The sequence below is a fragment of the Paenibacillus sp. FSL P4-0338 genome, assembly GCF_038002365.1.
Taxonomy (GTDB): Bacteria; Bacillota; Bacilli; order Paenibacillales; family Paenibacillaceae; genus Paenibacillus_AQ.
Window position 1 is genome coordinate 992,184 of record NZ_JBBOCG010000001.1, and the last position, 23,049, is coordinate 1,015,232.

A 23,049-nucleotide genomic window follows, 5' to 3' on the forward strand; every position below is an offset into this window, starting at 1 on the left:
GATTCCGTTGTCATATAGTATGACCGGATACGGTCAGTCAGCCCTGCAATCCGGCGGACACAAGATAACGTTCGAGGTCAAATCGGTGAATAACCGGTACTGCGAAGTTGTGCTGCGGTTGCCCAGGGAATGGACGGGGTATGAGGATAGGCTGCGCAGAATGGTTCAGGCTCATATCAGACGGGGACGGGTAGATGTTATTATTAATAGAGAACTCACCGACGGGGCGGCTGACAAGCCTGTGCTGGACCGCCGCAGGGTGAGCGCCTATCTTGATGCAGCGGAGGTACTGGTCCGGGAGTATGGCTTCAAGGGAGAGTTGTCCCTGCGGGATATCCTTGCTATGCCCGGTGTGATGGAACCGAAGGAAGAGACGGCTGCTGATGACGCCTCCGGAGAACTTACAGATCTTCTGGAGCAGGGTCTCCAGCTTAGTCTGGAGGCCCTGCTGGAGATGCGCGGACGGGAAGGCTCCTATTTGGCGGCTGATCTGACGCGCAGACTTGACCGCCTGGAAGAGCTGCATGCCGGAATCAGCAGATATGCGCCTCTGGTTGTGGAGGAGCAGCGCGAGAAGCTGCGGCAACGGCTTAACCTGCTGAATGACGGGAGCTTCCCCTGGGATGAGCATAAATTCGGCATGGAGATGGCTATTTTCGCCGACCGCTGCAATATAGATGAGGAGCTGACCCGGCTTCACAGCCATTTCGGCCAGTGCCGGGCCTTGCTGCTGGGCAGCGAGCCTGCCGGACGCAAGCTTGATTTTCTGATCCAGGAGATGAACAGGGAGACCAACACAATAGGGTCGAAATGCACTCATCTGGCGGTTGTGAATCTGACGCTTGATATGAAGGCGGAGCTTGAGAAGATTCGGGAGCAGGCAGCGAACCTGGAATGACAGGAACCAGTGAGCAAGCTATGATGTTACTTATGGGGGGAACAACCGGAACATGGCAATCAAATTAATCAACATCGGCTTTGGGAATATCGTGTCAGCGAACCGCATTATTTCCATTGTCAGCCCGGAATCGGCACCGATTAAGAGAATTATCCAGGAGGCCAGAGACAGGCATATGCTGATCGATGCCACCTACGGAAGGCGGACGCGGGCTGTCATTATTACCGACAGTGACCATGTGATTCTCTCGGCTGTACAGCCTGAGACGGTAGCTCACCGCCTATCCAGCAAAGACGACGATAACGATGAATAACAACAAATGGAGTGTACTATGTCAAAAGGATTGCTGATTATACTATCCGGCCCTTCCGGTGTCGGCAAAGGTACGGTATGCACAGCGCTGCGGCCGAAGATGCCTGAACTCGTCTATTCTGTTTCTGCCACCACACGCTTACCGCGTGCGGGTGAAGAGAACGGAGTCAATTATTTTTTCAAATCCAGGGAGCAGTTCGCCGATATGATTGAAGGCGACAAGCTGCTGGAATATGCGGAGTACGTAGGCAATTATTACGGTACTCCGCGTGACTTTGTAGAGAGAACCCTGGAGAGCGGAAGAGATATTATTCTGGAGATCGAAGTTCAGGGAGCGCTCAAGGTCAAGGAGAAATTCCCCGAAGGCATCTTTGTGTTCCTTCTTCCCCCGTCTATGGACGAGCTGAAGGACCGCATCCGCGGCCGGGGCACAGAGCATCCTGATGTGATCAGCCACCGCATGTCTGTGGCCGAGGATGAGATCGGTTTGATCCGGCATTATGATTACGCCGTGGTGAATGACGAGATTGATCTGGCTTGCAAGCGAATAGAAAGCATTATTATCGCCGAACATTGTAAGGTTAGATGATAGGTTCTGCAGATAGGTCCATTGCTCCACAGTAAAAGATGAAGAGGTGCCTTACATGCTATATCCATCCATTGACGAACTGGTGACTAAGGTCGACAGCAAGTATTCCCTGGTAGTCGCTTCAGCCCGCCGGGCCAGAGCACTCCGTGAAGGCGGCAAGACCGATATCGTTGCGCCAAAATCGCATAAATATGTCGGTGTTGCCCTTGAAGAAATCTATGAAGACCGCATTGTAGTCACACGCGGTGAAGAATAGGACCAGTTCCGTAGCCTAAGCCTGAAGAGGCTTGGGTGCATGATCTATCCGCACTTGTCCCGCTTGAAATGGTGCCGCCACAGTAAGGGCGGCAGAACCATTTCTGCCGGGCAGGCTGCTCATAAACAAAATAGCCCGTACCGGGCTGTTCCTGACAACCGGAAGGTTGTTATTTTTTTCTCTATCTATATGGAAATATTGAAGCTTAATATAGATTCTGTAGCGGGGGGAGAACACAAATGAAGAGCCTACAAGGGAAGTCGATTATACTCGGAATCACCGGCGGTATTGCTGCGTATAAGGCGGCGGCGCTGACCAGCAAGCTTACCCAGAAGGGGGCCGAGGTACATGTTATTATGACGTCATCGGCCAAGCAGTTCATTACGGAGCTGACGCTCCAGTCGTTGTCGAAGCAGCGGGTGTACAGTGATACGTTCCAGGAGCGCGACCCGTCTTCGATTTCGCATATTGATCTGGCAGATGCTGCCGACCTGGTCCTGATTGCTCCGGCTACGGCCAATATTATCGCCAAAATGGCCCACGGGCTGGCAGACGATATGCTGTCCACCACGCTTCTTGCTACAACAGCGCCTATTATGGTAGCTCCGGCGATGAATGTCCATATGTATCAGCATCCGGCGGTCCTCAGCAATATGGATACCCTCTATAACAGAGGTATTCAGTTTATTGAGCCTGGAGAAGGGCTGCTGGCCTGCGGGTATGTGGGCAAGGGACGGCTGGAGGAGCCGGAGGAGATCGTGAAGGTGGTTGAGAACTTTTTTGTACTGCAGAAGGAGAAGACCTCCGGACCGCTTGCCGGCAAAAAAGTGGTGATTACCGCAGGAGGTACGGTGGAACGCATAGATCCCGTCCGTTATATCTCCAATGATTCCTCGGGTAAAATGGGCTTCGCCCTAGCGCGCGCCGCGCGCGCCATGGGTGCTGCGGTGACGCTGATTGCCGCGCGTACCGATGAGGCGCCGCCCCGTGATGCCGGTATCGATCTGGTCCGTGTCCAGTCAGCACAGGAGATGCACGATGCGGTCATGGACCGCTGGAGGGATTGCGATATTCTTGTAAAAGCAGCGGCGGTTGCGGATTACCGTCCACGCGAGAGCAGTGACTCGAAGATTAAGAAGAGCGGTAGCACCATGACGCTGGAGCTGGTGAAGACAACTGATATTCTGGAGAGCCTGGGCAGAATCAAGGATAAGCAGTTCCTGATCGGCTTTGCCGCTGAGACCGGAAATGCCGAAGCCTATGCCAAGGATAAGCTGGTCCGCAAGAACCTTGATCTGATCGTAGCCAATGATGTGGCCGTAGAAGGCGCGGGCTTTGGCACGGATACCAACATCGTCAAGGTGTATGATGCCGAAGGTCTGGTGCTTGATCTTCCGCTGGCCTCCAAGGATGAGGTGGCGCGCCGGATTCTGCGGCTGGCTGCAGATCGTGTAGCCGGAGCTTTACTATAATGGATATTGCCAAGGTCATTGTCGATGTTCCTGTACGCAGCACCGACCGGCCGTTTGACTATATTATCCCGGATGCTCTGAAGCTGTGGATTGAAGTGGGCAGCCGGGTGGCTGTTCCGTTCGGCCCCCGAACGGTCCAAGGTTTCGTAGTGTCCCTGGAATCAGGGGAGACCGGCAGTGTCTCCCGGATGAAGCCGATTGTAGAAGTACTGGATCTGTTGCCGCCCCTGTCGCCGGAGCTGGTGGAGCTGGCTGATTGGATGAGTCAAAGATACGCCTGCAGACGGATCTCCGCACTGCAGGCGATGCTTCCGACTGCCTTGAAGGGCAAAGCCGAGCGTCTGATCTCGCTTGGGAGTATAGAAGAGGCGTCCAGCGCCCCCGCAGATGAGCTGTTTCCGCTCTTCCTGGAGGCGGATAACGAAGAACAGCAGATCATTGATTTCGTTAAGCGACACAGTGAGGTATCCATGAAGCTGCTGACCCGCACCTTCCCTGAGGCTGCAGAGACGATTAAGTTCATGGTGCGGCGCGGCGTACTGGCAGAGAGCCAGTCGATTAAGGATAAAATGGGCAAAAAGAAGCTCAAGGCCGTTGATTTGGCTATTGGCCTGTCAGCAGCCCGGGAGTCGCTCTCCAGCTTCCCGGCGCGTTCGGCGCGCCAGAAGGAGGTGCTCTCCTACCTCATTGATATGGAAGCCCTGCTGCCGATGCCGCTCAAGGATATTCTGGCGATCCTTCAGGTTACTGCGGGCACGGTCAAAGCACTTGCAGACAAGGGTTATATTGAAATCAGTGAAATTGAAGTCTACCGTGACCCCTACCAGGGACGGGACTTTAAGCCAAGTACCCCGCTTCCGCTGACAGCGGAGCAGGAGATTGTATACAAGCGGATTGTGGGCACTGTAGAGCAGCAGACGCATGAAGTCTTCCTGCTGCACGGGGTGACCGGCAGCGGGAAGACGGAAATCTATCTCCAGACGATCCAGCGCTGTATCGAGCAGGGACGGCAGGCAGTGGTGCTGGTGCCTGAGATTGCACTGACTCCGCAGATGGTGGAACGGTTCAAGGGCCGGTTCGGCAGCGGGGTGGCGGTGATGCACAGCCGGCTGTCTGTAGGCGAACGTTATGACGAGTGGCGCAAGATCCGCGAAGGCAAGGCAATGGTTGCGGTCGGAGCACGCTCAGCCGTGTTCGCTCCGTTTGCCAATCTGGGCCTCATTATTATGGATGAAGAGCATGAAGGCTCCTATAAGCAGGAGGAGAATCCGAAATATCATGCCCGTGATGTGGCTGTCCGCAGGGCAGAGCAGGGCGGTGCCGTGGTGATTCTGGGCTCTGCAACACCTTCACTGGAGAGCTATCATGCCGCTAGATCGCAGAGTGATATCCACTTCTCGCCGATTCTGCTGGAAATGCCGAGCCGTGCACTCGGCAACGAGCTGCCGCAGGTGGCAGTGGTTGATATGCGTGAAGAGCTGAAGGAAGGCAACCGCTCCATGTTCAGCCGCAGCCTGCATGCCGCTCTGGTAAGCAGATTGGAGCGCGGTGAACAGACGGTGCTGCTGCTCAACCGCAGAGGCTTCTCGACCTTCGTCATGTGCCGGAGCTGCGGCTATGTTGCCGGCTGTCCGGAATGCGATATCTCGCTCACCTATCACAGCCGTAGCGACAATCTGCGCTGTCACTACTGTGGGCATGCTGAGCCCGCGCCCAAGCTGTGCCCGGAGTGCGGCAGTGAGCATATCCGCTTCTTCGGGACAGGGACACAACGGGTAGAGGAAGAGCTGGGCAAGCTGTTCCCCGGCATCCGGGTTATTCGTATGGATGTGGACACGACCACGGAGAAGGGCTCACATGAGAAGCTGCTGAACCAGTTCAGAGACAAGAAGGCCGATGTGCTGCTGGGCACACAGATGGTCGCCAAAGGACTCGACTTCCCCGATGTAACGCTGGTTGGGGTCATTACTGCGGATTCTGCGCTCAATCTTCCTGATTTCCGGGCGGCTGAGAAGACCTTTCAGCTCTTGACGCAGGTTGCCGGCCGTGCGGGGCGGCATCAGCTCCCCGGCGAGGTGGTGGTGCAGTCGTATACACCGGAGCATTACTCGATTATCCATGCCAGCGGGCATGATTACCGTTCATTCGTCCGGGACGAGCTGAAGCACCGCAAAGAGCTGCATTACCCGCCCTATTGCCGTCTGATTCTGGTTACTCTGTCGCATGAGCAGCTTCCGCTGCTGCTGAAGCTTGCGGAGAACTATGCGCTCAGCATTCAGGGCAAAGCCAGACAGCTGCGCTGGTACGGCAGTCTGGACAAGCTCTCTTCGGATGCGCTGGATCTGCTGGGACCGGTGGCCTCGCCGCTGCCCCGGCTGAAGGGCCGCTACCGGTTCCAGTGCATCATCAAATGGCGCGGTGCGATTGACGCCATTGCGCTGGCCCGCCAGGTGGCGGAGGAGCTGGAGGATTCCGTCCGCGATAAGGGGCTGCAGATCAGCATTGATGTTGATCCGCAGATGTTGATGTAATTCTCCGGCGTGTTACAATAGTAAGGCGGTTTTGCCCTAAGGAATCGATAAGTATTAATGATATGTATAGAACAAGGATGGTGTTAGTGTAAATGGCAATCAGGCTGATTGTGAAAGAACCGGATGAAGTATTGCACAAGAAAGCGAAGACGGTAACCACCGTCACCCCCAATGTACAAAAATTGCTCGATGATATGGCAGATACGATGTATGACGCAGAAGGTGTTGGTCTCGCAGCCCCGCAGGTAGGCATTCTGAAACGGCTGATTGTAATAGATGCCGATGAGGAGCATGGATTGATCAAGCTGATCAATCCCGAGATTATCAGCATGGACGGGGAGCAGTTCGGACCTGAAGGCTGCCTGAGTATTCCCGGCCTGAACGGGGATGTCCGCCGTGCGGAGACAGTGACTGTACGCGGCCTGAACCGCGAGGGCGAGGAAGTGACCATTACCGGAAGCGGCCTGCTGGCCCGGGCTTTTCAGCATGAGATTGACCACCTGAATGGCGTGCTGTTCACGGATATCGCTGAGAAGGTCTATGAATACACAGCAGAACGCAGTGAAACTGAGGAGTGAATGAAATGAGAATAGTGTTCATGGGAACACCGGCTTTTGCGGTCCCCTCCCTGCGGATGCTGCTGGAAGAGGGCTATGACGTAGTGGCTGTGGTCACTCAGCCGGACCGGCCGCAAGGCCGCAAGAAGACGCTGGCGCCAACCCCGGTGAAGGTGGCTGCGCTAGAGCTGGGACTGCCTGTTCTTCAGCCTGAACGGCTGCGCCGCCCCGAATCAGTGGCAGAGCTGGCTGCCTATGAGCCGGATCTGATTGTTACCGCCGCATATGGGCAGATTCTTCCTAAGAGCGTTCTTGAGCTGCCGGCGAATGGATGTGTAAATGTTCATGGCTCACTACTGCCCAAGTACCGGGGCGGTGCTCCGATACAGCGCTGTATCATGAACGGCGAGAAGGTGACCGGTGTGACGCTGATGTATATGGCGGAAGGATTGGACACCGGAGATATGATCTCACGGGTTGAGGTAACGATAGAGGATGATGATACTTCAGGCACACTGTTTGAGAAGCTAAGTGTTGCCGGACGGGATCTCCTCATGACAGAGATGCCGCGACTGGCAGCCGGCCGTGTAGAAGCTGCCGTGCAGGATGACAGTGAAGCAACCTATGCGCCGAATCTAAGCCGGGAAGATGAACGGATCGACTGGAGCCGGGGCTCGCTGGATCTCTACAATCAGATTCGCGGTCTGGTACCGTTCTCGGGTGCGTTCACCCTGTGGAATGGCGAGACCTTCAAGACATGGGCTGCGGTGAAGCCGCAGGCGGAGGAACAGCCGGGGAGCAGCGCGGCTCCTGGCACCGTACTGTCCGTGAGCGAATGCGGCGTTGAGGTGAAGACCGGCGACGGGGCGCTCATTCTTACAACCGTCCAGCCTGCCGGCAAAAAAGCCATGAGCGCAGCCGACTTCAGCCGTGGTGCAACCCTTGCACCCGGCACGGTGCTCGGTTGAGCGCGGGCGGCAAGGGAGGCAGCGGACAACGTCCGCGTACTTCCGGCAATCAGCCAGCGGCCTCCGGCAGGAAGCCTGCCGCAGGCAGAACCGGCGGAGCGGGCCGGAATCGGCAGGGCGGCAAGCCCGCTGCGCAGGCTTCTGCGCGTGAGGTTGCTCTTGATATTCTGATGCGCGTAGAGCAGCAGGGCGCTTACAGCAACCTGCTGCTGGGAAGCAGCCTCCAGAAGGCGGACCTCAGCCGGGAGGATACGGGACTTGTTACAGAGCTGGTGTACGGAACCCTCTCACGGATGATTACCCTCGATTATGTCCTCAGCAGCTTCGTCAGCAAAGGGATGGCCAAGCTGGAGCCTTGGGTACGGAGTCTGCTGCGGCTAAGCCTGTACCAGATCATGTATCTGGACCGGGTCCCTTCGCATGCAGCCGTTAACGAGGCTGTGAATATTTCCAAGAGACGCGGCCATCAGGGCATCTCAGGTATGGTCAACGGCGTGCTGCGCAGTGTACTGCGGGCCGGAGACCTGCCGGTATTGCCTGAGGGGCTGAGCCGGGAAGAGCGGATATCCATCCTGCATTCCCACCCCTTGTGGATGGTGAAGCGCTGGTCGGCGGAATACGGCCCGGATACGGCAGAAGCCATGTGTACGGCGAATAATGAGCCGCCCGCAGTCAGTGTCCGTGTCAATACAACGATGATTAGCCGGGAAGCCATGTTGGCTGAGCTGCTGGAAGCCGGTCTGGATGCCGCCGAATCGAAGGTGAGCCCTGCAGGGCTGGTCATCAGAGGCGGCGGCAATCTGGCGCTGACCTCCTGGTACCGGGACGGCTATCTGTCCGTTCAGGATGAGAGCTCCATGCTGGTAGCCGAGGTTGTCGCTCCCGAAGCCGGGATGAAAGTGCTGGATTGCTGCGCTGCCCCCGGCGGCAAAAGTGCACATATGGGCGAGCTGATGAAGGACGAGGGCTCCATACTGGCCAATGACCTGCATGAGCATAAGGCTAAGCTGATTGCCGAGCAGGCAGCACGCCTAGGCCTGGAATGTATCACTACTGCAAGTGGAGATGCCCTGGAGCTGGGCACAGCCCTTCAGCCGGGATCCTATGACCGGATTCTGCTGGACGCTCCTTGCTCGGGGCTTGGGGTCATCCGCCGCAAGCCTGATTTGAAATGGCGCAAGCAGCCGGAGGATATTGTAAGTGTGGCTGCGCTACAGCTTGAGCTGCTGCAGTCGGTCTCCGGGCTGCTGAAGCCGGGAGGCGTGCTGGTCTACAGTACGTGTACTACCGAGCAGTCAGAGAACAGTCAGGTTGTTGCCGCTTTTCTGGAGCGCAATCCCGGCTTCGCACCGGTCAGCTTCAAGTCAGCCGTCTGGGAGCGGCTGGAAGGAACCGCGCTTGCTGCCGGTGACGGAATACAACTGCTTCCGCATCATTATGGCAGCGACGGCTTCTATATCGCCCGGCTGGAGCGACTCTTGTAATATAGCGATTGTGCTTCTTGACTACAGCTTCCCGCCCGCAGATTCCTTCGCGCGGCGGGCTTTTCTTTTACCGGTTCTGAGTTTTGTGTTAAAATAGGAAGAATGAGAAACAATACGCATATAATTTATGAAAGCACAGGTGTAAAAATACAATGAAACCTTTAATATATGATTTTTCTTTAGAAGAGTTGCAGCAATGGGCCAAGGACAACGGAGAGCCGGCTTTTCGCGGCGGGCAGATCTTTGACTGGCTGTATGTGAAGCGGGTCAATGACTTCGAATCCATGAGCAACCTCTCTAAGGCCCTCAGAGCCAAGCTGGTAGATCAGTTCAGTATTTCGGCACTCACAGAGATTACGAAGCTGGAGTCCAAGGACGGTACAGTGAAATTCCTGTTCGGTCTGCATGATGATCATGCGATTGAGACAGTTATTATGAAGCATAATTACGGCAACAGCGTGTGTGTGACCACCCAGGTAGGCTGCCGGATTGGATGTACCTTCTGTGCATCTACCCTTGGGGGTCTCAAGCGGGATCTGACGGCAGGGGAGATCGTTGCCCAGGTCGTCCGTTCCCAGCAGATTCTCGATGCGCGCGGCGAACGTGTCAGCAGCATTGTCATTATGGGGACAGGCGAGCCCTTCGAGAACTATGATGCAACTATGAGATTCCTCCGTCTGATGATCCATGAGAAGGGCCTGAATATTGGCCAGCGCCATATTACTGTATCCACCAGCGGAATTGTGCCGAACATCTACAAATTCGCTGATGAAGATACACAGATTAATCTGGCGATTTCGATTCACGCTCCTAACGATACCCTCCGTTCCAAGCTGATGCCGGTGAACCGCCGCTATCCGTTCGATGATGTAATCGAGTCCTTGCGGTACTATCAGGCTAAGACAGGCCGCCGGATCAGCTTCGAGTATGCCTTGATCGGCGGCGTCAATGATCAGAAGGAGCATGCAGAGGAGTTGGCCGGGGTGCTCAAGACCATGCTATGCCATGTGAATCTGATCCCGGTCAATCATGTGCCTGAGCGCAAGTATGTTCGGACTTCCCGCAATGATATCTTTGAATTTCAGCGTATACTGGCCGATCAGGGCGTGAATGTTACCATCCGCCGTGAGCAGGGCCATGATATTGCGGCCGCATGCGGACAGCTGCGCGCCAAACATATGGAGTTGGGGTGAGGATATTTGATCAGAACAGTTCAAGCCAGCGACATTGGACGGGTACGTACCGTCAATGAGGATTCAGTCTGGATCGGCGCCACGCGCCACGGTTATACCCTCGGCATTATTGCCGACGGAATGGGGGGACATCTAGCTGGCGATACCGCGAGCAGGCTTGCACTTGAGACGGTCAGGGGAATTCTGGACCAGCTGGAGCCTGATCTCCCTGAGGCAGAGCTGAAGGAAGCGCTGACTGCCTCCATCATGGAAGCCAATAACACAGTTCACAGAGAAGCGCAGAGCGATGAGAAGCTCCATAATATGGGGACCACTATCGTTGCTGCACTGCTGAAAGGGTCGGCAGGCTATATCGGCCATATCGGAGACAGCAGGGCTTATCTGATCCGGGACGGTGAAGCCAGGCAGCTAACCGAGGACCATACGCTGGTGAATGAGCTGTTCAGGAACGGCCAGATCAGTCTGGAGGAGCTGGATAATCATCCGCGCCGCAATGTGCTTACCAGGGCGCTGGGGACGGATACAGTGGTGTCCGCAGATCTGGCATATATTACGCTTGCAATTGGTGAGCTCCTGCTGCTGTGCAGCGATGGACTTAGCAATTATGTCAGCCTGGAGCATCTGGGCAAGGTAGCCGGAATTAATGAAATATCTCTGGAAGAAAGAGCAGAGCGATTACTTCAACTGGCATTGCTTGCGGGCGGCAGCGATAATATAAGCGTTGCTATGCTGGAACACCAAGGAGAGGCCGCAGTGCCCGAGACAAAGGAGTGGGAAAGATGATCGGTCACGAATTGGGCGGCCGTTACCAAGTCATCGAACGGATCGGCGGAGGAGGCATGGCGCTTGTCTATAGAGCCCATGATATTCTGCTTAACCGGAATGTTGCTATCAAAGTACTGCGCAATCAATTTGTGCATGATGAGGAATTCATCCGCCGGTTCCGGCGGGAGGCGCAATCGGCTGCATCGTTATCTCATCCCAACGTAGTCAGCATATACGATGTAGGCCAGGAAGATGAAGTCCATTATATCGTTATGGAGTATATTGAAGGCAAGAACCTGAATGAAATTATCAAAGAGCGGGCACCGATGCAGGTGGATGAATCTGTGCGGATTGCCTCACAGATATGTGATGCGCTGGATCATGCGCATATGAATCAAATCATTCACCGCGATATTAAACCTCATAATATTCTGATTGGACGTAACGGGCGGGTTAAGGTTACCGACTTCGGGATTGCCCGGGCGGTTACGTCTACTACGATTACCCAGACGGGGTCTGTGGTCGGTTCCGTGCATTATTTCTCGCCGGAGCATGCCAAGGGCGTAACTACGGGCGAGAAGTCGGACCTGTACTCCCTGGGTATTGTACTGTATCAGATGCTTACGGGTGTATTGCCTTTCTTAGGGGAGAGCCCGATCAGCGTGGCGCTGAAGCATCTGCAGGAGGAATTCGAGGAGCCGCGTCTGCTGAATCCGTTGATTCCGCAGAGCGTGGAGAATGTAATTCTGAAGTCGATGCGCAAGAACCCGGAGGAGCGCTACCAGTCTGCCAAGCAAATGCTGCAGGATCTGGAGACCTGTCTGCTGCCTGAACGGCGCAGCGAAGCCAAGATGCTGTTCCAGGAGGATGATGATGAGGACAGAACACGCATCATTCCGGCGATCAAGCCGCTACAGCGCGGGCTAAGCAGCCGTGGCGGCGGAGAGGAGCGAGTCCGCAGTATGGAGGAAGCTCCGCCGCCTGCTGCTGTGAAGCGTAAGGGCCGCGCAGCGCTGTGGATCAGCCTTACGCTGGTCGTGCTGATCGCCATGACCGGAATTGTGTGGTATGTCAATTCCAAGCTGTCGGTCGATGAAGTCTCGGTACCTGCGGTGACAGGGAAGACCTTCCAGGAGGCCAAGGCTGAGCTTGAGGCTGTGGGGCTGTTTGCCGAGGAGCCCGCGCTGGTTGAGTATAATCCTAATTTCGAAGAGAATATTGTCTGGAAGCAGAACAAGACCAATACGATGGTCAAAGAAGGAACTCATATTATCCTGACAGTAAGTGCCGCCAAGGTACTGCCTAAGCTTAAGGATGTCTCTAACCTGAGCTATGACGATGCTGTCAAAGAGCTCATTGCTCTCGGTATTGCCCAGGATAGAATTGCAAAGCCGGATGAGCGCTATAGTGAGGAATTTGACAAGGGCAAGGTTATCAGCTCCGAACCTGCCGCAGGAACCGATTACGATCCTGATACGGTAACTATCAAGCTAATCGTGAGCAAAGGCAAAGAGAGCACCCAGATGCCGGATCTCCTCGGGAAGACGGAGAAGGAAGCCAAGGCTGCGCTGGAGAGTGTAGGTCTGGTGCTGGATGCTGTCAAGGAAGAGCCGAGCTTCACTTACGAGAAGGGTAAGGTTACGAAGCAGTGGGCCTACGAGGCAGGGGATCTGGTCCCTCCAGGCGAGAAGATTACGATCTACATCAGCACAGGGTATCCTCCGGAAGCTCTGGAATTTACGTTCAATGTTCCGGTAGCACCGGCTGCAGACGGCAAGAAGAGCAAGATCCGTATTGTGTTTGCCGATGCACGCAACGGAGGCGAGAACCAGGAGTGGGGTACCCGCACCATTGGCAAAAGCCAGACCTTGTCCGTAAATATGCTGCTTGCCCCTAACAAAGACGGCATGGTATCCGTATACCGGGACGGGGAGTTCCTGGAGACTTATCCGATCACTTATGTGGATGTCAAGAATAACACTGTGCAGCAGCCTGAACCGCCTCCGGTGGAGACGCAGACTCCTGCACCGACAGTTGCTCCTACCGTGCCTGCCCAGCCTACTGAGACTCCAACTCCTGACCCGACAGCAGAGCCTGAGATACTTCCTCCAGACACCGGGGAAGTTGACGGGACGGGCGGGACCAATCAGACGGGTTATGTTCCTGGTAACGGACAGACTAACAACGAGCTGGCTTCCGCCCTCAGCAATGGCAACAGTAATGGTAAGGGTAACGGCCCTAACAACAGGCCCGGCAAAGATAAAGGACATAAATAATAGAACAGAGATAAGCTTCAGTCAGGCTGCCGGGAATACGGGCAGGGCTGAAGCAGCGAAATGACCCGGGGTACTACACACTTGGGTCATTTGCGCAATATACAGGAGAGGAAGGCTCACCATGTATGCCTGAAGGAATCATAATTAAAGCGTTAAGCGGATATTACTATGTTAAGCCGCTCAGAAATCAACAGATCGTAACTGAGGAAGAGGCGGTACAGTGCAGGGGGCGCGGCATTCTGAAGAAGAAAGGAATTGCCCCGCTGGTCGGTGACCGGGTGATCTATGTGCTGACCGAGAACGGAGAGGGCATGGTAGATGAGCTGCTTCCCCGTGAATCGGAGCTGATCCGCCCGCAGGTGGCTAACGTTAAGCTGGCGGTGCTGTTGTTCTCCGTTCGGGAGCCGGATATGAATCTTAATCTGCTGGACAAGTTCCTGGTTCATATCGAGCATTCAGGCCTGGAGACGCTGATTGTGCTCACGAAGCAGGATCTGGCTGATGATGAAGGACAGGCTACGGAGGCCGTCAAAGCTCTATATGAGCAGATTGGTTACGAGGTCATGGTCACAAGCTCACTGAACGGATCAGGTGCGGATGAGCTGCGGCAGCGTCTGGGAGGTATCATCAGCGTCTTCTCAGGACAGTCGGGCGTAGGGAAGTCCACCCTGCTTAACCGGCTTGTGCCGGGACTGGCACTGGAGACAGGGGAGATCAGTCTCCGTCTCGGACGCGGGCGTCACACTACACGCCATGTAGAGCTGATGGATATAGGTAATAGCGGATTTGTGGCCGACACTCCGGGCTTCAGCCAGCTGGATTTTCTGGAGCTGGGTGTGGATGAGCTGTCTGTGTGCTTCCGGGAGTTCGCCTCTTATGCGGAGAACTGCAAATTCCGCGGCTGCAGCCATCTGCACGAACCGGGCTGTAAGGTGATAGGAGCCTGGAAGTCCGGGGATATTGCAGATAGCCGTTACGAGCATTACAAGCTGTTCTTTAATGAAATGAAAGATAAAAAGCGGAGGTACTAAACTCATGGTAAAAATTGCTCCTTCCATATTGTCAGCAGATTTCGCAGCGCTTGGCGCAGAGGTGGCCGAAGCGGAAGCCAGCGGTGCGGACTGGATTCATGTAGATGTGATGGACGGACATTTTGTGCCGAATATTACGCTGGGTCCCGCGATTGTGTCCGCGGTGAGAGCCCATACTTCTTTACCTCTGGATGTACATTTAATGATTGAGAACCCGGAACGCTATATCGCTGATTTTGCCGCTGCAGGCGCTTCTGTGATTACGGTTCACTTCGAAGCCTGCGTGCATCTGCACCGTGTAATCCATCAAATCAAGGAGCTCGGCCTGATGGCAGGGGTGGCCATTAATCCGGCTACACCGGCTGCGGCGGTGCGTGAGGTCCTGGAGGATGTGGATATGGTGCTTGTAATGACCGTCAATCCGGGCTTCGGCGGGCAGGCCTTCATTCCGCGCACACTGCATAAGATTACGCAGCTCCGGAAGTGGGCGGAAGAGATCCATCACAAGGGTCTGTATATCGAGGTAGACGGCGGAGTAGCCGAAGCTACGGCACCGCTTGTAGCTGAAGCGGGGGCGGATGTGCTTGTGGCAGGTAATGCAGTGTTCGGCCGCAGCGACCGCGCAGGAGCGATCAAGGCCATACGTGAGGCGGCGGACAGGGCAGTCCGGCAATAGGCAATGATGCCCATTAACTAATGAACGAATTAACCCTCAATCTGCTTGATTCACATACGGAAGGTATAGGCCAAGTTGTGGTCGCATAAATATGGTTACATGAGCAGAAATCTCATGTAGCCTTTTTTGCGGAGGTCTGCAATCGATGGTACATTTTTCATCTAGACAGGATCGTCTCCTACTGCATGGCATGAATTGATGGGAGGGTTAATTATGAAATTTTATACGTTCAAGCTGCCAAGATTTTTGGGAGGTTTTGTTAAAGCGATTTTGAACACGTTTCAGAAGAGTTAAGTTAAAGAAGACAAGTAAATATGAAAAAAAGCACCTTACGAATGTAAAGGGTGCTTTTTGCTACAAATATAATATCTCTTCTATTCTCGCTGAAACGGATACCGTCTATGAAAGAACGGCATGTCCGTTTCTACTTGGTATGAGATATCGCTAGGCCCGGGAATGATCGGAAACTAGACGCGTTCAACTTTACCGGATTTCAAAGCACGGGTGCTGACGTACACGCGTTTCGGTTTGCCGTTCACCAAGATACGAACCTTCTGAACGTTAACTCCCCAAGAGCGACGGTTGCGGTTGTTAGCGTGAGACACGTGGTTACCGCTGCCCGGTTTCTTGCCTGTTACTGTACATGTGCGGGACATAGATTACACCTCCTTGTTACTTACACCTGCGTAAAACAATACTTGAATATCATATCACAGCAAAAATTGCTTCGTCAACCGATTCAAAAACATTTATTTCTGTAGACTCTTATAGTACAATATAAATTAGTGCATTATGTCCAGTTGATCATCGAATTGATTAGGCATGAAGTTAGGAAGGGGAATTCTCATTGAGTAAGCGTTCTATAAACGGGACAGATTTTACCGCAATGGTACTAGCCGGTGCGGAAATGCTGCAGCAGCATGCCGAGCATGTCAATTCATTGAATGTGTTTCCGGTGCCGGATGGCGATACGGGCACGAACATGAATCTGACCATGACCGCAGGCGCGAACGAATTGAAGAGAAACAACACGGCCTCTGTCGGTCAATGTGCGGGAGTGCTGTCGAAGGGACTATTGATGGGCGCGCGGGGGAACTCCGGCGTTATTTTGTCACAGCTGTTCAGAGGTCTTGGACGTTATGCGGCCCAATATGATGAGCTTAACACACAGCAGTTCGCTGCAGCGCTGCAGACCGGGGTAGATACCGCCTATAAGGCAGTGGTGAAGCCGGTTGAAGGCACCATTCTGACGGTTGCCAAGGAAGCTGCAAGGCATGCAGTGTATTATGCACGCCGCACAACGGATATTACCGAGCTGATGACCGAAGTCCTGGCCAAAGCCAAGGAAGCCTTGGCGCATACGCCTGAGCTGTTGCCTGTGCTGAAGCAGGTGGGCGTGGTGGATTCGGGGGGCCAGGGCCTGGTCTACATCTATGAAGGCTTCCACCAGCATCTGACCAGCGGAGCAGTCTCAGCATCTGTACAGACTCCTGTGCAAGGACAAGCTGCGGCCCCTGTATCCGTGCCGGCACCGGTGTTGACCAAACCTGAGCATTTGTTGTCCTCCGTACAGTCTTCCGCGCAATCACAGCTCCATACGGAAGACATTGAATTTTTATATGATATGGAATTTTTCATTAACCGCCAGCTTGGCGCATCCGTGAAAGCGGATTTTGATGAGGAAGCTTTTCGGAAAGCGTTATCAGTTAACGGGGATTCGATCATCGTTATTTCGGATGATGAGACGATCAAGGTTCATGTGCATTCCAAGACTCCCGGAGAGGTGCTTAACCTGGCGCTCGTCCACGGGGAGATTACCCAGATTCACATCCTTAACATGCGTGAGCAGCACCGCGATCTGTTGACTGCCGGTATGGACATCGCACCGATGCCCGATGTCTTCGCTGATATCCCGGAAGAGAAGGCCAGCGTGCAGGCGCCGGCGGTTCCTCCTGCGGATGATCTGGCGCCGTACGGCTTCATTGCGGTCTCCTCAGGAGATGGAATCTCGGATATTTTCCGCAGCCTGGGTGTCGATGCGATCCTGGCCGGCGGCCAGACGATGAATCCGAGTACAGAGAATTTCGTGAATGCGATCTCTTCGATTTCTGCGAAGCATATCTACATTCTGCCGAATAACTCCAATATCGTCCTGGCTGCGCAGCAGGCCAAGGAGCTGCTGGAGGGCGAACGTGAGATTACGGTGATTCCGAGCAAGAGTATTCCCCAGGGAATCTCGGCAGCCTTTGCCTTCCAGGAAGAGGATGCGGTAGATACTAACACCAGCAATATGCTGGAGGCGATTGCCCAGGTCAAATCCGGACAGATCACCAATGCTGTACGTGATACTGTGATGGAGAATCTGGAGATCAAATCCGGTCAGTATATCGGCATCGAGAGCTCTAAGATTGTTGCTGCTGCCGATGATTTGCTCACGGTCAGCAAGGAGCTGCTGTCCAGCATGCTGGTCAATGGTGACGAGATCGTTACTGTACTCACTGGTGCAGACACTGAGGCAGACATTACGGATGCCCTCGGCAGCTGGCTGGAAGAGACGTATCCGCAGGTTGAGGTTGAGATTCATGAAGGCGGCCAGCCGCTGTATTATTATCTTTTCTCAGTCGAGTCATAGAATCGCTTAAGTTCTCAAGGCAAGCAGAGTGGAGCAGCCAAATTATAGTATGGGGAGGAACATTATGAGTCGGACCGTAATCGTTACCGACAGTACATCCGATATCCCGCCTGCTCTGGCGGAGCAATACGGCATTGAAGTGGTTCCGCTGACGCTGATGTTCGGCGAAGAGGCATTTCGGGATAATGTGGATATGACTCCGGAACAGTTCTACGAGCGTCTTCCCCGCTCGACACAGCTGCCGACCACTTCGCAGCCTTCTCCTGTAGAATATATGAATGTATACCGTAGTATACAGGAGAAGAATCCGGGCAGTTCAATCCTGTCCTTCCACATATCCTCCGGCTTAAGTGGAACCTACCAGTCTGCTGTCATGGCCAAATCCATGCTTGAAGAGGAAGGCGAAGCTATCACTGTGGTGGATAGCCTCTCCGCCTCCTACGGCTTCGGATTCATGGTTGTGGAAGCTGCCCGGCTGGCGGAGCAGGGACATGCTCCTGCGGAGATTCTGGCGAAGGTGGAGAGACTGCGCCAATCCCGGAAGCTGTATTTTCTCGTGGATACCCTTGAATATCTGCAAAAGGGCGGCAGAATCGGCAAAGCGTCCGCTATCCTGGGTACACTGCTCAACATCAAGCCGATCCTCTCCATTGATGCGGAAGGCATTATCTATGCGGTAGAGAAGGTCAGAGGGCGCAAGAAGGCAGTCGCCCGCATGATCGAACTGTTCAAGGCAGATCTGCCGGGTGTGAATACAATACATGTGGCCGTGGGTCATACGGCTGAACCGGCTTCCGGCGAAGAGTTCCTGCGGGAATTAGCCGGACATTTCACCTTGAAAGAGAAGGTTCTGACCAATGTGGGCCCGGTTGTGGGCAGCCATGTCGGGAACGGGACCTTAGCCGTATTCATCTGGCCCGCCTAAGTATAGGGGATGAACATGGTGCTTACTTTGGATTCAATTGAAGTGAAACAAATAACTGGCGTGAGCGCTCAAAAGCAAAGCGAGCTTCACGCCTTTGGCGTCTTTACAGTGAAGGATCTGCTGGAGTATTACCCTTTCCGGTATGAGGATTTCCGTCCGAAATCACTCAGTGAGGTCAAGCACGGAGATAAGGCGACCGTGGTGGCCAAGGTTATCGGCATTCCGGTGTTGCAGCGCTTCGGGGGCAAATCCCGTATGAGCTGCAAGATGGTGGCAGAGCCGTGGATGTTCACCGCGACATGGTTCAACCAGCATTATGCGCGTGAACAATTGACGGTCGGCCGTGAAGTGGTGCTGACGGGGAAGTGGGACCAGAAGCGCAATCAGATTACGGTGACCAACTATGAATTCCCGGACCGCGGAGAAGGCAAGACAGGTACTCTACAGCCGGTATACTCAATCGGAGGCAAGATTACGCAGTCCTGGATTCGCAGAATTATCGGCCAGGCTCTGCAGCAGTACGGAGACCTGATCCCGGAGATTCTGCCGCACAGCATTATGCGCAAATATGACTTCATGTCACGCAAGCGGGCCATTGCCACAATTCATCAGCCGGAAGATACGCGCGAGGGCCAGCAGGGAAGGCGCCGGATGGTGTATGAGGAGTTGTTCCTCTTCCAGCTTAAGGTACAAGCCTTCCGCGTGCTGAACCGTGGCCGGATGGATGGTGTGGTTCATACGGTGGACAACGCAACGGTAAGGCAATTCGTGCGCAGCCTGCCGTTTGAGCTGACCGATGCCCAGAAGCATGTGGAGCTGGAGATTCTGCAGGATATGCGTTCAGGGTATTGTATGAACCGGCTGCTTCAAGGCGATGTGGGCTCCGGCAAAACCGTACTCGCGGCCATAGCGCTCTACGCGACTGTAAGATCCGGATTTCAAGGTGCGCTAATGGTGCCGACTGAAATCCTGGCAGAGCAGCATATGCGCTCGCTCACGAGGATGTTCGAGCCGTTCGGCATTACTGTGGGCCTGCTGACCGGCAGCGTAACCGGCCGCAAACGGAAGGATCTGCTGGCCTCTCTACAGATGGGAGTGCTAGATGTGGTTGTCGGAACCCATGCGCTGATCCAGGAGGATGTCTTCTTCCGCAGCCTGGGGCTTGTGGTTACGGATGAGCAGCACCGCTTCGGGGTGAACCAGCGCAGTGTCCTGCGGCGCAAGGGCTACAACCCGGATGTGCTGACGATGACCGCCACTCCGATCCCGCGGACGCTGGCGATCACCGTCTTTGGCGATATGGATGTGTCTACGTTATCTGAACGGCCGAAGGGCCGTGTGCCGATTACCACCTACTGGGTGAAGCCGGATCTGCTGGAGCGGGTGATGAACCTGATCAGCCGCGAGATTGAGCAGGGGCGGCAAGCCTACCTGATCTGTCCGCTGATTGAGGAGTCAGAGAAGCTGGATGTGCAGAATGCGATTGATCTGCATGTGCAGATGTCGCAGGCTTTTCCGGATTATAAGGTGGGTTTGCTTCACGGGAGAATGACACCGTCCGAGAAAGACGAGGTAATGCGGAACTTTTACAGCAACGAATTGCAGCTTCTGGTGTCTACAACGGTCGTAGAGGTTGGTGTCGATGTCCCGAATGCCACGCTGATGATCATCATGGATGCTGACCGCTTCGGGCTGTCTCAGCTGCATCAGCTGCGCGGCCGGGTCGGCAGAGGGGAGCATGCTTCCTACTGTGTGCTGATGGCTGATCCGAAGTCGGAGATCGGGCGCGAGCGGATGACTGCAATGACAGATACGGATGACGGGTTCGAGGTATCACGGCGGGATCTGGAGCTGCGCGGACCGGGGGATTTCTTCGGGACGAAGCAGAGCGGCCTGCCTGAATTCCGGCTGGCGGATATGACCGCTGACTTCGAGACGCTGGAGCTGGCACGCGATGATGCTGCTGAGCTGCTGCGGGAGACTTCCTTCTGGACCTCGGCGGATGTTGCGCCGCTGCGCGGGTATTTGCAGCAGGAACAAATTTTCCAGGGGGATTTAATTGACTGAACAGGCACATCCGGGCACCTGCCTTCATATACTGTGAATGATTGGATATGACAGGAGGTGCTGTAATTGGGTTATCAGCAATATGGAATCAGTCCCCAGCTGGTGGAGCGCATCAAGTTGAAGATGAAGAATCCGGCGGTCAAGGAACGCGTCAAGAATATGATTACCGGCATCTCCAAACAGGAGCTGCAGGATACAGCAGTCGTGCGCAAGCTGGTACGCAATGCCTCGTCGGTGATGCATGAGAAGCTGACGTCTGCACAGGAAGAGCAAATTGTGAAATTCGTCATTGCCCAAAAGATCGACCCCGGCAATACGTTTCACTTAATCCGCTTATGGGGGATGTTCCGCTGACGAAGGCGGGATTCAGTAATCCTCTGATAGGCTTGCAATCCAAAAAGCGTTCCCGTAAGTAACACACGGGAACGCTTTTTACTTATTCTGTGCTGTCCTGGAAGGCCATACTGCTCAGCCCGGCGGCTTATTGCGGAAAAGCGCTGAGATCCGGTTGTTCCGCGCGGCATTGATTACAATCTTGCTGTCCTGATCACAGTCATGCACGATAGAGGCTAGCTGCTCTTCCTCCAGCCTGCTGGCCAGACAGAATACCGTACCTGGCTCACCTTCAGGCCCTGTGGATTTTACGAGCTTCACCTCGCGGTCCAGCGACTGCTGGAGCTTGCGCCGGATCTCCTCGCATTTGCTGCTGGTGATGAACACCGCCTGGGTGAGCGAGAGGTCTCTTAGGGAGAATCGCAGCGCTTCAAAGGCGAGCAGATACGCAATGATACTATACATCGCCTGATCCCAGCCGAATAATGATCCGCCGTAGAGCAGGATGAGCATGTTGAACAGCATAATCGGCATCTCAGCCGATTTGGGCGGTCCTCCGTTCAGCAGCCGTACGCTTTGCTTCTCGCTTCCTTCGGTCAGGCCACCGAAGCGCACAGAGATGCCCAGGCCGAACCCGAGGCATAGACCTCCGGCAATAGCCGCGGGCAGCGGCTCGCTGATTGCCGCCGGGAAATGGTGCAAGGCCAATGACCCTGCCGTCAGACAGATCAGGCCAAGCATCGTATACAAGGCAAAGCGGAGATTAATCTGCCTGCGCGACATTAGAATAAACGGAAGGTTGAACAGGAACAGGAATAATCCAAGCCGCATTTCTGTCATATGGGACAGCAGGGCGGATAATCCGGCAATGCCGCCCGGAAGCAGCTTATGCGGCATCAGGAACAGCTCAAGACCAACAGCTGCAAGTAATCCTCCGCCTACAACGGAGAGCAGACGCAGGGTTTTGGAATAAGGTAAGGGTGCAGCTTTTCTATATCTGACTTTCATAAGATTTCCTCCTTTCAGCAGGAAACCGGTATTTGTGTTGCGGATTAAGGCGATGGCAGCTTCGTTCAGCGTATAGCTAGCTGCTCTCCTACGAAATGTGAATTATATTTGAGGGGAATCATCAGCAGCCGTTTCAGCAGAATGTAAATGAAGGGCAGCAGAGATACACAGAGCAGCAGCCCGGGAGGTCCGGACTCCAGCGTCAGAGGGTTCTCATGGGGAGCAAGCCGGACGGCCTGGGCGTCATAAATCTGCATATGATGAACGCGCACCGGCTGGGCCAGCTTATGCTCATAGCGGTCCAGACGGACAGAATGCATCTCAGGCTCTTGTTCATGCAGCATCTGGAGGGCCATGATCAGAAAAGTCAGCAGCAGTACCGGAAGGAACACAGCCTTCAGCAAATCCAGCAGCGACAGACGCATCCAATCTTTCCTCATGAGAACCCCCCCTTTTTTTGAAATAGAAGAATGTATTTATTTAAAGCATATCATAGGATCTTAGCAGGACCAAATATAATACGCTATTATTTCAAGGCCTACGACTGCGAAATAACGAAACCGGAGCTGCTACACTGCGTATTCTCTAGTAAATTGAACTTTTTGTGAAAAAAATATCGGAAGGAGCAGATAATTTGCATAATGCAGGCGTATTTAACGGTTTGTACCCGGCAGCGGCCAGCAGTCAGAGCGGATTTTTCACGGAGGGGCCGTTCTTGTTAAAGCTCATTCTGCTGCTGATCGCAGGCTTTGTTGCATATACCATTTGGAGAGGGCTCAAGACCTGGATGACGAACCAGACCAGTCCTCTGCAATCAAGGGTCGTTACGGCAGTAGCCAAACGGACAGAGGTCTGGGGTGGAAGAGGTCATATGGGGACACATACGAGTTATTATGTGACCTTTGAATTCCATAATGGCAGCCGCAGAGAGCTTGAAGTGAAGCCAAAGGCGTACGCCATGATTGTGGAGGGGGACCGGGGAGAGCTGTCGTATCAGGGCAGCCGGTTCAAAGGGTTCGTGCGGGCGGGGATGCAGAGGGACAGTGGAGTCAGCAGGTGACTATTGACAGAGCATG

The 23,049-nt window shown here is 54.3% G+C and carries 23 protein-coding genes; 20 read left to right on the top strand and 3 right to left on the bottom strand.

Going from position 1 to position 23,049, the window contains the following annotated elements; translation table 11 throughout:
* The first annotated feature begins 7 nt into the window (after window positions 1–7).
* The 15 genes from MKZ07_RS04245 (at window position 8) to spoVM (ending at window position 15,302) form a co-directional block, all read left to right on the top strand.
* Window positions 8–898 carry a YicC/YloC family endoribonuclease gene (locus tag MKZ07_RS04245; RefSeq protein ID WP_341024671.1) on the top strand — a complete coding sequence of 297 codons (891 nt, stop codon included), beginning with the start codon at window positions 8–10 and terminating at the stop codon, window positions 896–898.
* A 52-nt stretch (window positions 899–950) separates the two neighbouring features.
* A complete protein-coding gene (gene remA / locus MKZ07_RS04250; RefSeq protein WP_006209218.1) occupies window positions 951–1,211 on the top strand; it encodes an extracellular matrix/biofilm regulator RemA in 261 nt (86 codons plus the stop codon).
* Window positions 1,212–1,229: 18 nt separating this feature from the next.
* Window positions 1,230–1,799 carry a guanylate kinase gene (gmk, locus tag MKZ07_RS04255; protein ID WP_076154732.1) on the top strand — a complete coding sequence of 190 codons (570 nt, stop codon included), beginning with the start codon at window positions 1,230–1,232 and terminating at the stop codon, window positions 1,797–1,799.
* 55 nt (window positions 1,800–1,854) lie between these two features.
* Window positions 1,855–2,055 (top strand): DNA-directed RNA polymerase subunit omega, encoded by a 201-nt coding sequence (gene rpoZ, locus MKZ07_RS04260; protein WP_076154734.1) that lies wholly within the window; start codon window positions 1,855–1,857, stop codon window positions 2,053–2,055.
* A 239-nt stretch (window positions 2,056–2,294) separates the two neighbouring features.
* Window positions 2,295–3,527 (top strand): bifunctional phosphopantothenoylcysteine decarboxylase/phosphopantothenate--cysteine ligase CoaBC, encoded by a 1,233-nt coding sequence (gene coaBC, locus MKZ07_RS04265; RefSeq protein ID WP_036694511.1) that lies wholly within the window; start codon window positions 2,295–2,297, stop codon window positions 3,525–3,527.
* Window positions 3,527–6,058, top strand: a complete 2,532-nt coding sequence (priA, locus tag MKZ07_RS04270) for a primosomal protein N' (RefSeq protein WP_036694510.1) — start codon at window positions 3,527–3,529, stop codon at window positions 6,056–6,058. The genes coaBC and priA overlap by 1 nt, the downstream gene beginning before the upstream one ends.
* 92 nt (window positions 6,059–6,150) lie before the next feature.
* Window positions 6,151–6,636 (top strand): peptide deformylase, encoded by a 486-nt coding sequence (gene def, locus MKZ07_RS04275; protein WP_076154736.1) that lies wholly within the window; start codon window positions 6,151–6,153, stop codon window positions 6,634–6,636.
* A gap of 5 nt (window positions 6,637–6,641) precedes the next feature.
* Window positions 6,642–7,583, top strand: coding sequence for a methionyl-tRNA formyltransferase (gene fmt, locus MKZ07_RS04280; RefSeq protein WP_341024677.1), 942 nt, complete (start codon window positions 6,642–6,644; stop codon window positions 7,581–7,583).
* Window positions 7,584–7,753: 170 nt separating this feature from the next.
* Window positions 7,754–9,067 (top strand): 16S rRNA (cytosine(967)-C(5))-methyltransferase RsmB, encoded by a 1,314-nt coding sequence (rsmB, locus tag MKZ07_RS04285; protein WP_372238060.1) that lies wholly within the window; start codon window positions 7,754–7,756, stop codon window positions 9,065–9,067.
* A 152-nt stretch (window positions 9,068–9,219) separates the two neighbouring features.
* Window positions 9,220–10,260 carry a 23S rRNA (adenine(2503)-C(2))-methyltransferase RlmN gene (gene rlmN, locus MKZ07_RS04290; RefSeq protein WP_036694503.1) on the top strand — a complete coding sequence of 347 codons (1,041 nt, stop codon included), beginning with the start codon at window positions 9,220–9,222 and terminating at the stop codon, window positions 10,258–10,260.
* A 6-nt stretch (window positions 10,261–10,266) separates the two neighbouring features.
* Window positions 10,267–11,043: a Stp1/IreP family PP2C-type Ser/Thr phosphatase gene (locus MKZ07_RS04295; protein ID WP_036694502.1), complete on the top strand. Its 777-nt coding sequence runs from the start codon at window positions 10,267–10,269 to the stop codon at window positions 11,041–11,043.
* Window positions 11,040–13,301 (top strand): Stk1 family PASTA domain-containing Ser/Thr kinase, encoded by a 2,262-nt coding sequence (pknB, locus tag MKZ07_RS04300; RefSeq protein WP_341024681.1) that lies wholly within the window; start codon window positions 11,040–11,042, stop codon window positions 13,299–13,301. The genes MKZ07_RS04295 and pknB overlap by 4 nt, the downstream gene beginning before the upstream one ends.
* Before the next feature lie 125 nt (window positions 13,302–13,426).
* Window positions 13,427–14,332: a ribosome small subunit-dependent GTPase A gene (gene rsgA / locus MKZ07_RS04305; RefSeq protein ID WP_036694500.1), complete on the top strand. Its 906-nt coding sequence runs from the start codon at window positions 13,427–13,429 to the stop codon at window positions 14,330–14,332.
* Between the two features lie 4 nt (window positions 14,333–14,336).
* Window positions 14,337–15,008 carry a ribulose-phosphate 3-epimerase gene (gene rpe, locus MKZ07_RS04310; protein ID WP_036694495.1) on the top strand — a complete coding sequence of 224 codons (672 nt, stop codon included), beginning with the start codon at window positions 14,337–14,339 and terminating at the stop codon, window positions 15,006–15,008.
* A gap of 213 nt (window positions 15,009–15,221) precedes the next feature.
* Window positions 15,222–15,302, top strand: coding sequence for a stage V sporulation protein SpoVM (gene spoVM / locus MKZ07_RS04315; protein ID WP_020431362.1), 81 nt, complete (start codon window positions 15,222–15,224; stop codon window positions 15,300–15,302).
* 173 nt (window positions 15,303–15,475) lie between these two features.
* Here spoVM and rpmB read toward each other — a convergent pair whose 3' ends face one another.
* On the bottom strand, window positions 15,476–15,664 hold the full coding sequence (gene rpmB, locus MKZ07_RS04320) for a 50S ribosomal protein L28 (RefSeq protein ID WP_076074411.1): 189 nt from the start codon (window positions 15,662–15,664) through the stop codon (window positions 15,476–15,478).
* 191 nt (window positions 15,665–15,855) lie between these two features.
* Here rpmB and MKZ07_RS04325 point away from each other — a divergent pair, with 191 nt between their 5' ends.
* From MKZ07_RS04325 to MKZ07_RS04340, 4 genes are all read left to right on the top strand, one after another.
* Window positions 15,856–17,640 carry a DAK2 domain-containing protein gene (locus MKZ07_RS04325; protein WP_341024687.1) on the top strand — a complete coding sequence of 595 codons (1,785 nt, stop codon included), beginning with the start codon at window positions 15,856–15,858 and terminating at the stop codon, window positions 17,638–17,640.
* Window positions 17,641–17,704: 64 nt separating this feature from the next.
* A complete protein-coding gene (locus tag MKZ07_RS04330) occupies window positions 17,705–18,565 on the top strand; it encodes a DegV family protein (RefSeq protein WP_036694488.1) in 861 nt (286 codons plus the stop codon).
* A gap of 15 nt (window positions 18,566–18,580) precedes the next feature.
* Window positions 18,581–20,632 carry an ATP-dependent DNA helicase RecG gene (recG, locus tag MKZ07_RS04335; protein WP_036694487.1) on the top strand — a complete coding sequence of 684 codons (2,052 nt, stop codon included), beginning with the start codon at window positions 18,581–18,583 and terminating at the stop codon, window positions 20,630–20,632.
* A 66-nt stretch (window positions 20,633–20,698) separates the two neighbouring features.
* Window positions 20,699–20,986 (top strand): stage VI sporulation protein F, encoded by a 288-nt coding sequence (locus MKZ07_RS04340; protein ID WP_036694485.1) that lies wholly within the window; start codon window positions 20,699–20,701, stop codon window positions 20,984–20,986.
* A 114-nt stretch (window positions 20,987–21,100) separates the two neighbouring features.
* Here MKZ07_RS04340 and MKZ07_RS04345 read toward each other — a convergent pair whose 3' ends face one another.
* Together MKZ07_RS04345 and MKZ07_RS04350 are read right to left on the bottom strand one after the other, a co-directional pair.
* On the bottom strand, window positions 21,101–21,973 hold the full coding sequence (locus tag MKZ07_RS04345) for a YitT family protein (protein WP_051493405.1): 873 nt from the start codon (window positions 21,971–21,973) through the stop codon (window positions 21,101–21,103).
* Between the two features lie 65 nt (window positions 21,974–22,038).
* Complete coding sequence (locus MKZ07_RS04350) at window positions 22,039–22,413, bottom strand: hypothetical protein (RefSeq protein ID WP_036694483.1); 375 nt, start codon at window positions 22,411–22,413, stop codon at window positions 22,039–22,041.
* Window positions 22,414–22,607: 194 nt separating this feature from the next.
* Here MKZ07_RS04350 and MKZ07_RS04355 point away from each other — a divergent pair, with 194 nt between their 5' ends.
* Complete coding sequence (locus MKZ07_RS04355; protein ID WP_162174457.1) at window positions 22,608–23,033, top strand: DUF2500 domain-containing protein; 426 nt, start codon at window positions 22,608–22,610, stop codon at window positions 23,031–23,033.
* The last annotated feature ends 16 nt before the right edge of the window (window positions 23,034–23,049 follow it).

Coding starts and splice junctions, on each gene's coding strand:
- pknB (WP_341024681.1), top strand. CDS start 11,040: ATGATCGGTCACGAATTGGGCGGCCGTTACCAAGTCATCGAACGGATC.
- MKZ07_RS04345 (WP_051493405.1), bottom strand. CDS start 21,973: ATGAAAGTCAGATATAGAAAAGCTGCACCCTTACCTTATTCCAAAACC.
- rpmB (WP_076074411.1), bottom strand. CDS start 15,664: ATGTCCCGCACATGTACAGTAACAGGCAAGAAACCGGGCAGCGGTAAC.
- rpe (WP_036694495.1), top strand. CDS start 14,337: ATGGTAAAAATTGCTCCTTCCATATTGTCAGCAGATTTCGCAGCGCTT.
- MKZ07_RS04350 (WP_036694483.1), bottom strand. CDS start 22,413: ATGAGGAAAGATTGGATGCGTCTGTCGCTGCTGGATTTGCTGAAGGCT.
- rsmB (WP_372238060.1), top strand. CDS start 7,754: ATGCGCGTAGAGCAGCAGGGCGCTTACAGCAACCTGCTGCTGGGAAGC.
- gmk (WP_076154732.1), top strand. CDS start 1,230: ATGTCAAAAGGATTGCTGATTATACTATCCGGCCCTTCCGGTGTCGGC.
- priA (WP_036694510.1), top strand. CDS start 3,527: ATGGATATTGCCAAGGTCATTGTCGATGTTCCTGTACGCAGCACCGAC.
- rlmN (WP_036694503.1), top strand. CDS start 9,220: ATGAAACCTTTAATATATGATTTTTCTTTAGAAGAGTTGCAGCAATGG.
- rsgA (WP_036694500.1), top strand. CDS start 13,427: ATGCCTGAAGGAATCATAATTAAAGCGTTAAGCGGATATTACTATGTT.
- rpoZ (WP_076154734.1), top strand. CDS start 1,855: ATGCTATATCCATCCATTGACGAACTGGTGACTAAGGTCGACAGCAAG.
- remA (WP_006209218.1), top strand. CDS start 951: ATGGCAATCAAATTAATCAACATCGGCTTTGGGAATATCGTGTCAGCG.
- def (WP_076154736.1), top strand. CDS start 6,151: ATGGCAATCAGGCTGATTGTGAAAGAACCGGATGAAGTATTGCACAAG.
- fmt (WP_341024677.1), top strand. CDS start 6,642: ATGAGAATAGTGTTCATGGGAACACCGGCTTTTGCGGTCCCCTCCCTG.
- recG (WP_036694487.1), top strand. CDS start 18,581: ATGGTGCTTACTTTGGATTCAATTGAAGTGAAACAAATAACTGGCGTG.
- coaBC (WP_036694511.1), top strand. CDS start 2,295: ATGAAGAGCCTACAAGGGAAGTCGATTATACTCGGAATCACCGGCGGT.
- MKZ07_RS04330 (WP_036694488.1), top strand. CDS start 17,705: ATGAGTCGGACCGTAATCGTTACCGACAGTACATCCGATATCCCGCCT.
- spoVM (WP_020431362.1), top strand. CDS start 15,222: ATGAAATTTTATACGTTCAAGCTGCCAAGATTTTTGGGAGGTTTTGTT.